This window comes from Gilvimarinus sp. 2_MG-2023, from assembly GCF_030547685.1.
Lineage (GTDB): Bacteria > Pseudomonadota > Gammaproteobacteria > Pseudomonadales > Cellvibrionaceae > Gilvimarinus.
In genome coordinates, this window is record NZ_JAUOQM010000053.1 from 78780 (window position 1) to 89055 (window position 10276).

Below are 10276 nucleotides of genomic sequence, written 5' to 3' on the forward strand. Positions count from 1 at the left end.
CAATCAACGCTGAGAAATTCTCTATGGATCTTTACCCTAAAGTGCTTGCCGGTAAATGGGGCTGTGTCATTGCCGCCTGTTTTGCTTTAAGTCTGGCAGCATGCGCCGAACACACGACTCACCCAAACACGGTGAATACCGCGACGAAAACAGCCGAGAAGATTCCTGCGGTTATTACTGATGGCCATTTATTCACGCTTGAAGGAAAAACACCCCACCCGCTCATCGACGACCAAACGCTACGTTTTGCCGCCTTAGAAGCACAGTACCTCAGCCCCAACGGCAACGGTTTGCGTCACGAATACAAAATCAAATCGAACCTGCGAACGGCCATGTCGAAAACCTACGAGCTGTTTAAAGCGGATATAAAAGTAGAAATGTCCGACGGCGGCAAAACAATAGTCGCCCAGCATCACACAGGTGGTCTAGGAACCATCATGAAACTGTATGTGTCGGATACCAGCGAACAAGGCCTACTCGATGGCGTTGCCAACAATGGCGTGTTTGATGTTTACGTCCGTCTTCGCAGCACGGTCGGTATGGAAGAAAAGCACCCCTTTGGCACGATTCAATCGGGGGAAGAATTTGATCTGCGCGTGGTCAATAACTATGGCGAGGTTTGGGTCTATGCCATGGGTGAGGCTTTTGGTATTCCAGTTAAGGATGATTCAGCCGCGTATTTTAAATTTGGCAACTATTTGCAATCGCAAAGTCCGGTAACACTTAAAAAATGTGGCGTGCGCGGCAATGCCGAATCATTTCTCGCCTGTTATGCCGAGTACGGCATTACCGAATCCGTTATCAGCATGACCAATGTCGAGTACCAGCGCAAACGATAGCACTTTACGACGGCCCGCGATCAGGCGAGCCGTCACGCCCGTTGCGCACCCGGCGCTGGAGTCACTAGTTTGTACCCTCTAACACCACACCTTGTTTAACGCCATAGTCTGTCATGGCATCCAGGCTCTGACCTTTTTCGCGATGCGCCTTAACAATGGCTCGCGCCTTTTCATCGGCCTGCTGTTCCAGCACTTTGCAATCAGAGGCCGGAGGCAAATTGAGAATTGCCAGCTCTATTTTATTGGCCGCCTGTAATGCCACTACATAATGCAATAACAAATACTCCTGCAGCGCGGCCACATAATCGTTAAAGGTTGATTGTATCTCGGGCTCGCTGGCGCTTAGCTCCGGCAGCAGAACCGTTGCATTGAGCGTTACACTCACGCCCGTAACCTTGCAACTGCTTTCTTGCTGTTGCGTAGTACTCTGCCAGCGGATTAACCAGCGATTTTCACCGTGGCGCTTTACCCCTGCCTTTACGACCGGCGTTGCCGCATCCAAACTCTGCTTAAGCGACTGCCCGGTAAGCGCCGGATCTTCGATTTCGTAATAGATGTAATCAATACTCTCTTCGACGTTATCTTCCCGCTCAACACTAAAGTCCAAAGCCTGGGCCAGACAAGAAAACCCCACCGTTAGCATCATTAACAAGTGAGGCGCACAGGTTTTTTTTGCACTACAAAAAATTGACATTTTTACTCCCAAAAAGTGTTCTGCCGCACTGCGCGTCAAGGGATTAGCGTGGCGCAGAATTCTTTTTTACCAACCGTCACTATGTAACAAACTTGTCATTTCTCCCACTTATGTTTGCCTCCTAACCGGAGGGGAAAACACCGTGAAAATATCAACACGCCTCATGCTGGGCGCCGTCTCACTGACCGTTGTCGCCATTATTGGTTCAGCGGGTACGACAGCCTACCTCGCACTTAATAATTCATCCAGCTCTATCGAGCAAACCCTGACCAAGCAATTTCAGGCACTGACCAACAGCCGGGAAGACGCCATTGACAACCGCCTCTCCAGCTATAAAGATTTGCTCGCCTCACTGGCGCAGGGGCGTATGGTACAAGAGGCGGTTTACAGCCTGGTTCGCCCATTTGATTCCTACCGTTACGAGGTGGGCATCATCGACAAGGTGGCACTGAATGACGAGCTGAGCCAGTGGTACCGCACCGAGTATATCGCCGACTATCAAAATAAAAGCCGCAGCGAAGCTCCGCCTGTGGATCAGTGGCTGGCGCAAATGGCCTATGAAGCGAAACTCTTGCAACACAAATACTTTCAGACCAACCCCGGCTGGCCCGACGCTCTGGCCGATATGACCAACCGCTCCGACGCCACCATCTACGGCCAACAACACCGCAAGTTTCAATCGAGCTTTCACGATATTATCGAGCGTTTCGGCTTTAGCGATTTAATGCTGGTGGATCACGCCCGCAAGCGTGTCATCTACTCCACCCGCAAAGGCGCCCATCTGGGTACCTCGCTGCTTAAGGGGCCTTTTGCCCAGGGCCAACTTGCCGAAGCTGCGCGACAGCTGGGCGAAAAGCCGAGCGAGTTTGCGCTCTCGGGGTTTGAACACTCGGCCTACCTCTACGACGAGTTAACCGTTTACCTGGGCATTGGTGTTTACCATGATGCCCACAGCCCCGAGCGCCCGGTGGGCTACCTGGTGGCCGCCATCCCCGCCTCGGTTTTTTCCGACCTACTCACCAGCCAGGGCCACTGGCAAGACTTAGGGCTAGGACAAACCGGCGACGTGTATCTAGTGGGCCCTGAAGGCAGCTTGGTGACAGAGCTGCGAGAATTGCGCGAGGCCCCCCAACAGCTGCTGCAGCAACTGGAACAAACCGGTCGCGCGGGCGATGCCCACACCATTGCTAAGTTCGGGACGGCGGCGGGGCGTTTTATGCCCGACACGCCAGCCGTAAACCTGGCACTGGGTCAGTCTAGCGGCACGCAGTTGAGCCCCGACTACCTCGGCCGCGAGCGCTTCACCAGCTGGCAGCCGGTCGATTTAGGCGGGCAGAGTTACGCGCTGATTGTGCAGCAGGCACCGGAAGAAGTATTTTCCAGCCTGCGCCAATTGCGACAAAAAATTATTACCAATGTTATCGGCACTGCTCTGCTACTGATTGTTTTGGCGGCCATAGGCGCGTTCTTTTACGCTCGCTACCTGGCCCAGCCCATGGCGCGCCTGGCGGCCAATATCGACGAGGCGGCGCGGCGCAAAAGTCTGGCGGTCGACTTTGAAACCGGGCGCAGCGATGAAGTCGGCGATATCAGCCGTGGCCTGGAACAGTTATTCCAGACCCTGCGCGATACCCTTAGTCGGGTAAACGACGCCACCGCCAATACCGCCGACAGTGCGGCGGAAAACGCCCAGCTCAGCGCCGATTGCCAGCGCGACGCGCAAACCCAAAGGCGCGAAATGGGCCATGCCGACGCTATGCTAAGTCAGGTCGACGACGCCCTGCAAAGCATCCGCAACGAACTGGACACACTCGCCGGCCAGACCCGCGAGGCCAGCCAAGCCGCACGCACGGGCCGCCACCAAATGGAAGATGTAGCCCAACAGGTCACCAATCTGCAAACCGAAATCGCCCACTCGGGCCAATCCATGCAGGAACTTACGGTCGCCGCCGATGATATTGTCGCAGTTGTAGACACCATTCAGGGGGTGGCCGAACAAACCAACCTACTGGCCTTAAACGCGGCCATTGAGGCGGCCCGCGCCGGTGAGCACGGCCGTGGCTTTGCCGTTGTCGCCGATGAAGTGCGCCGCCTGTCCGCCAGCACTCACGAGGCCACCGGGGAGATTCAGCAACTGATCGATCGATTGCGGCAAACAGTGCACTCCACCGCCAGCGGGCTGGAGACCGAACAGACCAGCGCCAGCCAATGTGTCGAGTACACAGGCGCCGCACAGGGGGCATTAAGCAGCATTCAGCAGACCGTAGAAGCGGTGGAGAAAATTATCGGCGCCCTGGCGCAATCGTCAGAGCAGGAGTGTGAACGCACCCGGGCCATGCGCGACTTATTGGGCAATGTGTTGCGCACGGTAGAACACACGGACTTGAGCATTGGCCGCATGGCGGACAGCGCCACGCGCCAGCAAGAGGTTGCCCAAACCACTCTGGCCACAACGCGACAAATTTCACTGTAAAAAACGCGGGCCGTGTAAAATAGGCTCATGACCTATACATTCGAAGCCATAGGCGTTGTTCGCTCCTGCTATACCGAGAAGTTTGGCATCCCTCGGCAAAGCGGGCTGGCGCCGGCGGCGCGCGCCACCATAGAGCTCTACCCGCCCTACAGCGACCCGGACGCCTTTACCGGCCTGGAGCAGAGCTCGCACCTTTGGGTTGAGTTTATTTTTCACAAGTTCCAACCCGCCCCCTTTCGCCCCCGCGTGCGACCACCGCGTCTGGGCGGCAATCGCACTTTAGGAGTGTTTGCCACTCGCTCGCCCAACCGCCCCAACCGGCTCGGGCTTTCGGTTGTGAAGCTCGACCGTATCGAAACCGCGAACGGCGCGGTGCGTTTGCACATCAGTGCCCACGACCTACTCGAGGGCACACCGGTGCTCGACATTAAGCCCTATATTCCCTACGCCGATGCCGTCCCCCAGGCCACCAATACCCTGGCCCCCGAGCCCCCGGCCAAACTGGCGGTGTACTTTAGCCCTCAGGCCGAACAAGACTGCCGAGCCCACAGCGAGCGGCTGGGGCAAAACCTTACCGAACTTATCAGCCAGTTGCTGGCGCAAGACCCGCGCCCGCAATACCAGAGCCCGGACCCGGCGCGCCGCTATGCCATGGCTCTGCTGGATGTGGATGTGGCCTGGCACTACAGGCTGGTAGAAGATGGAGCACCGGAGGTTATGGTGATTAACGTTGGACAGCGTGCCCCTGACGTCTGACGCGTTACGTCCCCCGCTCAGCACAAACCATCCCCCTCACCCCCCAATTATGCTATTATCGCCCCCTTTCTTTTCGGGCCTTTGGCCCACCCTTCCATCCGCCGTTACTGAGGTCTGATCGACAATGGGCAAAAAGTCACTGGATAAGAGCAAGATTAAATTCCTGCTGCTCGAGGGCGTCCACCAGAGCGCTATCGAAGCTCTACACGCCGCCGGTTACGAGAATATCGAATACCTAAAAACCGCACTGTCCGAAGAGGAGCTGATCGAAAAGATCAAAGACGCTCACTTCGTCGGCCTGCGCTCGCGCACCCAATTAACACGTAAAGTGTTTGAAAATGCCCACAAATTGATTGCCGCTGGCTGCTTTTGCATTGGCACCAACCAAGTGGATTTACAGGCAGCGCAGGAGCACGGCGTAGCGGTGTTTAACGCTCCCTACTCCAACACTCGCTCTGTGGCCGAACTGGTGATTGCCGAGGCTATATTAATGCTGCGCGGCATCCCCGAGAAGAACATCGTCTGCCATCGCGGCGGCTGGTTAAAATCGGCTGCGGGCTCCTACGAAGTGCGCGGCAAAACGCTGGGTATTATCGGTTACGGCTCTATCGGCAGCCAAACCAGTGTGCTGGCCGAGTCACTGGGTATGAAGGTGAAGTTTTACGACGTGATCGCCAAGCTGCCGCTGGGTAACGCCTCACAGGTGCGCTCGCTGGACGACTTGCTGCAAAGCGCCGACATTATCAGCCTGCACGTACCGGAAACCGGCTCCACCAAAAATATGATTGGCGAGCGCGAGCTGGGCCTAATGAAAAAAGGGGCCTACCTGATCAACGCCTCACGCGGTACCGTGGTCGACATCGACGCCTTGGCCGCTGCGGTTAAAAACAAACATATTGCCGGCGCGGCCATCGATGTATTCCCGGTCGAGCCCAAAGGCAACAGCGATGAGTTTGTCAGCCCACTGCGCGGTCTGGACAACGTTATTCTCACCCCGCACATCGGTGGCTCCACTCAAGAAGCGCAGGAAAACATCGGCGTAGAAGTGGCAGAAAAACTGATACGTTACTCGGACAACGGCACCACCATCACCTCGGTTAACTTCCCCGAGGTGGCCCTGCCCGAGCACCCGGATGCACATCGTTTACTGCATGTACACGCCAACGTGCCCGGTGTTCTGTCGGCCATTAACAAAGTGTTTTCCGATAACGACATCAACATTTCGTCGCAGTATCTGCAAACCAACGACAAGGTCGGTTATGTAGTACTGGATGTGCACTCGCCTTACAGCGAAACCGCACTGGAACAACTGCGCAATATCGAAGGCACCATTCGCTGTCGCGTGCTTTTTTAAGCCACACCCGCAGCAATAAATAAAAAAGCCACAGCGTGCAAACACTGTGGCTTTTTTATTTCCGCGCACACCCGCTACAAAAACATTAGCGGTCTAGCATAAACGTTATAGGGAAAATAAACTCAAAGCTCTCGGCGCCAATCGACTCAAGTAAAGGTGGGTAGGGCGCAGCACCCTCAATCGCTCTTTCCACCGCCTGGTTAAGCTGTTTGTATTCCGACGCCAACAATAACTGCATATCGACTACTTCACCTTGACGGTTAATGACCACCCCCATACGCACACTTCCGGTTTGTTTTAGCTTCATAGCGCGGCGCGGATACTCAATATGCTGGTGAGTCAGTTGCACCAAGCGCGAGGTGTAATCCTGCAGTGCCGTGAGCGACTGCACCGAAAAGTTGGGCAAGTCCTCTTCGGGCTCCGGCGCTATTGGCAATGAATTGACCCCTGCCACTTGCGCAGGCGACGACTCGGCTGGCTCGGCTTTTGTGATGACTTCTGGCTTTAACACAGGCTCTGCTTGCGCGGGCAGCCTTTGCGCTGTTGCGACTGGGGCAGAGGCCGGATCCGATAGCGCAGGTTCTTCGACAGGCGCCTCAACGGCAGCTGCTGTGTTGGCCGTACTGCTCTGCTCCACCGGCTTTTCACTAACGACCCGCTCCTGAGTTTGGGCGGCCTCGCCTTGCGTCTCTAGCGGGGCGGCGCTTTCTGCCGGTTGCAGCCAAGTGGCAACCGCCGTGCGACGCTCAGCGGTTGGCGTAATGGCCCGCAAGCGAGCCAAATCTTCAGCCGGGTAATCGCCCAGTAAAGCGGCTTTAAAAACCGTATTGGGGGGTACCGCCCCAATCCAGGCTACCAACAGTAAATTAAAAAATTGACGATCTTCAATATCGGCCAGAGTATGGCCATTTAAATAAATAAACACACCGCTGGCGTCAGTCTTTTCACTGATGATTAGCACATCGCTCTGATGCAAACTACCCTTGAGGGCGTTAAAAAACTGCGCCAGTGAGTCCGCGCTGGCACGCTGTGTTTGCGGATGGGCGTTAATGGCAATACTTTGCAAAAATAAACGCGACAGCTTGCCCGCCGTCATACGTTTTTGCGTAAACTTTAATTCCAGTGCCCTAGAGCCTTGATGGGACAAAGCCTCCTGGGCCGAGCCGGCTCCCCCCGGCACATAGAGTGCCATTAAAAAAGCCTCCCGGTTGAGCTCAACAAACGGGGCAAGCCCGGTCGGGGCAGAGGACGACTGAGCACCGGCAAACAAAGAGAAAAAAGACAGGGCAAAGATCAAAGCAATACGATACATCATGTCTCGCTGATAGTTATGTGAATAACAAGGGCATCGTATTATTAATAATAGTTATTATCGTTTTATGACAACACAGTTTTCGATACGCATACAAAAACAAATTAAGCCTAGCCTGTTCTAGCGTGCAAAAAAGGCAGCTCACGATGAAGACTATGACAATAAAGCTTTGGGGCCTCTTCTGGCTGTTGCTCAGCTCACTAAGCCTGGCCCAGAGTGGCGCCAGCGACGATCCGTTGCGCGCCGCAGGTGACCACGTCGAGGTCACCTGGCTTGCACCGCAAAGCCTTAGCGCCGAGAGCACCACGACACTGGGGTTTTATTTTAAGGTGGCGCCCGAGTGGCACGTCTACTGGCGCAACGCCGGAGACTCGGGCGCCGCCCCCCGCTTTGACTTTACCGCGACCGGCGCCGACGTTGGCCCCATTCAGTGGCCATTTCCAACCCGCTTGCCCATTGAGCACCTCACCAATCTGGGCTACGAAGGCAACACGGTGTATTTATTCGATGTCATCGCGCAAGCCGGCGCAGAGGAGGTGGCGCTCGAGGTCGATTTGGAATGGCTGGTCTGTAAAGTCGATTGCATCCCGGGCTTTGGGCAAATGGCTCTCACCATCCCGATTACCGGGCAAACACGCTGGGCCCCCGACAACAAAGCTCTGCTCGACCAATTCCAGCAGCGCGTGCCGCAAAGCGGCGACAAAAGCCCGTGGAAGATCACCGGGCTCTGGCCTGAGGGCGAGCAAGGCTTACAGCTGACTATCGACTCCGATCAGGCAGCGCCGCCCGCCTCCTTCCCCTTAGATGGCGACATAATCACTGCGCGCGAGCCGGTCGCACAACCCACCGAAACAGGCTGGCAACTAAGCTTCGAGCGCCAGCCCGGGGTGGCGCTTCCTGCCAGTACAGGCTTTGTACTCAGCGACGGGGAGCGCGCCTGGTCTCTGCCCGATGTTGCTATAGGCTCACCACCGCCCCCCGCTGTTGCTAAGCAATCGATCGCGCTCCTGCTACTGGCGGCTTTTGTGGGCGGCATTATTCTCAATTTAATGCCCTGTGTATTTCCGGTTTTGTCGATCAAGCTCTTTGGCCTGATGAACTCCAATGCAACCGCTGGCGCCCGCACCCGCGAGGGGTTGCTCTACGGCGCTGGCGTACTCGCCACCTTTGCCGCTTTAGGCGGACTGCTACTGGCCCTGCGCGCCGGAGGCGCCGCTATTGGCTGGGGCTTTCAGCTGCAGTCGCCCGTCGTCGTTCTGGCACTGATTGTGTTGTTCTGGCTGATGGCTCTGGCCTTTAGCGGTGTTTTTGAATTTGGCCACCGGCTTATGAATCTGGCGGGCAGTGCCTCGGGCGGCTCCTTCGCCACCGGCGTATTGGCGGTATTTGTGGCCGCCCCTTGCACCGGCCCCTTTATGGGCGCCGCTTTGGGGGCGGCGGCCGTACTTCCGGCCATTTCAGCCATGGCCATCTTTATCGGGCTCGGCGCCGGACTGGCAGCGCCCTTTTTATTGCTTTGCCTGTCGCCGGGCCTGCTCAAACGATTGCCCCGCCCCGGCCCCTGGATGGACACACTGCGACAATTTTTTGCCTTTCCCTTGTACGCCACCGTACTTTGGCTAGCCTGGGTATTGGGACGCATTATGGGCGACAGCGGCTGGCTTCTGGCGGGCACGGTACTGCTGTCGCTAAGCTTCTGCGTATGGCTGGGGCAGCGAAGCGGTAAACTCTGGCGCGCCCTGGCGATAGCCGTATCGATTGCCACCTTAACGCTGGCCACAACAACCTTGTACCACTGCGATAACAGCTCACCCGCAGAGCCCGCCACAGACCTTTGGCACAGCTACGACAAGGCGCGTATCGACCGGGCGCTAAACGAGGGGCAAGCGGTTTTTATCGACTATACCGCCGCTTGGTGCATCACCTGCCAGGTCAACAAAAAGCTGGTTCTGGATACTGCCAATACGGCTGCACTGTTCCGCCAACACAATGTATTGGCGATTCGCGCCGACTGGACACGTCACGATGCCGATATCACTCAAGCACTGGCTGCACTGGGGCGCAATTCGGTGCCGGTGTACGCCTGGTATGCGGCGGGCGAGTCAACCCCACGGCTCTTGCCCCAACTATTGCAAGAGCGCATGATTAACGAGCTTTTCACCAAACCGACAGGAGATCAATAATGAACATCCTTAAGCAAGGTTTACTGGCCAGTCTTCTCTGTGTACCCGCTCTGGCATTTGCCGTCGCCACCCCCGGCGAAACGGCGCCAAGCTTTTCCGAGGTCGATGCCGAAGGCAATGTGCACGCGCTTTCAGACTACCAGGGCGAATGGCTGGTACTGGAATGGTTTAATAAAGACTGCCCGTATGTTCGCAAGCACTACGGCAGTGGCAATATGCAGGCGCTGCAAAAAAAGTACACCGAGCAAGACGTCAACTGGCTCACTATTATCTCCTCGGCCAAAGGCAAACAGGGCTATTTGGACGCACCACAGGCGCAGGCTGAAGCCAAGGCTCACAAGATGCAGAACAGCGCGCCCATTTTACTCGACCCGGACGGCAGCATGGGGCGGGCCTTTGGTGCCAAAACAACCCCGCACATGTACATTATTAACCCCGCCGGCGAGGTGGTTTACGCCGGAGCGATTGACGATAACGACTCGGCCAACCCAGCCGTGATTGCCGAGTCGAAAAACTTCGTTGCCGCCGCGCTGGACGCCGCCTTGGCGGGGGAGCCGGTTGCAGAGCCTGCAACCCGGGCCTATGGGTGTAGTGTTAAGTATTGAATAGAACAATAACATTGAGGTGCTGGCGCCAATGGTGTTCACGCTGAATGCTGAATGCTG

Annotated in this window: 8 protein-coding genes; 6 read left to right on the plus strand and 2 right to left on the minus strand. The window is 56.3% G+C overall.

Going from position 1 to position 10276, the window contains the following annotated elements; all coding sequences use genetic code 11:
* Nucleotides 1-23 precede the first annotated feature (23 nt).
* On the plus strand, nucleotides 24-839 hold the full coding sequence (locus Q4526_RS16115; RefSeq protein WP_215978150.1) for a polysaccharide lyase family 7 protein: 816 nt from the start codon (nucleotides 24-26) through the stop codon (nucleotides 837-839).
* Nucleotides 840-903: 64 nt separating this feature from the next.
* On the opposite strand, the gene Q4526_RS16120 is transcribed toward Q4526_RS16115, so the two are convergent.
* Nucleotides 904-1533, minus strand: coding sequence for a DUF922 domain-containing protein (locus tag Q4526_RS16120; RefSeq protein ID WP_215978151.1), 630 nt, complete (start codon nucleotides 1531-1533; stop codon nucleotides 904-906).
* A gap of 142 nt (nucleotides 1534-1675) precedes the next feature.
* On the opposite strand from Q4526_RS16120, the gene Q4526_RS16125 reads away from it, so the two are divergent.
* From Q4526_RS16125 to serA, 3 genes are all read left to right on the plus strand, one after another.
* The gene (locus Q4526_RS16125; protein ID WP_215978152.1) at nucleotides 1676-4006 is read left to right on the plus strand and encodes a methyl-accepting chemotaxis protein; all 2331 of its coding nucleotides are present in this window, start codon (nucleotides 1676-1678) and stop codon (nucleotides 4004-4006) included.
* A gap of 27 nt (nucleotides 4007-4033) precedes the next feature.
* Complete coding sequence (tsaA, locus tag Q4526_RS16130) at nucleotides 4034-4762, plus strand: tRNA (N6-threonylcarbamoyladenosine(37)-N6)-methyltransferase TrmO (RefSeq protein WP_215978153.1); 729 nt, start codon at nucleotides 4034-4036, stop codon at nucleotides 4760-4762.
* Nucleotides 4763-4886: 124 nt separating this feature from the next.
* On the plus strand, nucleotides 4887-6116 hold the full coding sequence (gene serA / locus Q4526_RS16135) for a phosphoglycerate dehydrogenase (protein WP_215978154.1): 1230 nt from the start codon (nucleotides 4887-4889) through the stop codon (nucleotides 6114-6116).
* 85 nt (nucleotides 6117-6201) lie between these two features.
* Here serA and Q4526_RS16140 read toward each other — a convergent pair whose 3' ends face one another.
* Entirely contained in the window at nucleotides 6202-7431 is a 1230-nt protein-coding gene (locus Q4526_RS16140) for a TonB family protein (RefSeq protein ID WP_215978155.1), read from the minus strand.
* A gap of 143 nt (nucleotides 7432-7574) precedes the next feature.
* Here Q4526_RS16140 and Q4526_RS16145 point away from each other — a divergent pair, with 143 nt between their 5' ends.
* Entirely contained in the window at nucleotides 7575-9611 is a 2037-nt protein-coding gene (locus tag Q4526_RS16145; RefSeq protein WP_215978156.1) for a protein-disulfide reductase DsbD, read from the plus strand.
* Nucleotides 9611-10216: a redoxin domain-containing protein gene (locus tag Q4526_RS16150; protein ID WP_215978157.1), complete on the plus strand. Its 606-nt coding sequence runs from the start codon at nucleotides 9611-9613 to the stop codon at nucleotides 10214-10216. The genes Q4526_RS16145 and Q4526_RS16150 overlap by 1 nt, the downstream gene beginning before the upstream one ends.
* Nucleotides 10217-10276: the final 60 nt, after the last annotated feature.

What these genes read in the sequence shown, in the direction of transcription:
- Q4526_RS16115 (WP_215978150.1), top strand. Translation starts at nt 24, where the DNA reads ATGGATCTTTACCCTAAAGTGCTTGCCGGTAAATGGGGCTGTGTCATT.
- tsaA (WP_215978153.1), top strand. Translation starts at nt 4,034, where the DNA reads ATGACCTATACATTCGAAGCCATAGGCGTTGTTCGCTCCTGCTATACC.
- Q4526_RS16120 (WP_215978151.1), bottom strand. Translation starts at nt 1,533, where the DNA reads ATGTCAATTTTTTGTAGTGCAAAAAAAACCTGTGCGCCTCACTTGTTA.
- Q4526_RS16145 (WP_215978156.1), top strand. Translation starts at nt 7,575, where the DNA reads ATGAAGACTATGACAATAAAGCTTTGGGGCCTCTTCTGGCTGTTGCTC.
- Q4526_RS16140 (WP_215978155.1), bottom strand. Translation starts at nt 7,431, where the DNA reads ATGATGTATCGTATTGCTTTGATCTTTGCCCTGTCTTTTTTCTCTTTG.
- Q4526_RS16150 (WP_215978157.1), top strand. Translation starts at nt 9,611, where the DNA reads ATGAACATCCTTAAGCAAGGTTTACTGGCCAGTCTTCTCTGTGTACCC.
- serA (WP_215978154.1), top strand. Translation starts at nt 4,887, where the DNA reads ATGGGCAAAAAGTCACTGGATAAGAGCAAGATTAAATTCCTGCTGCTC.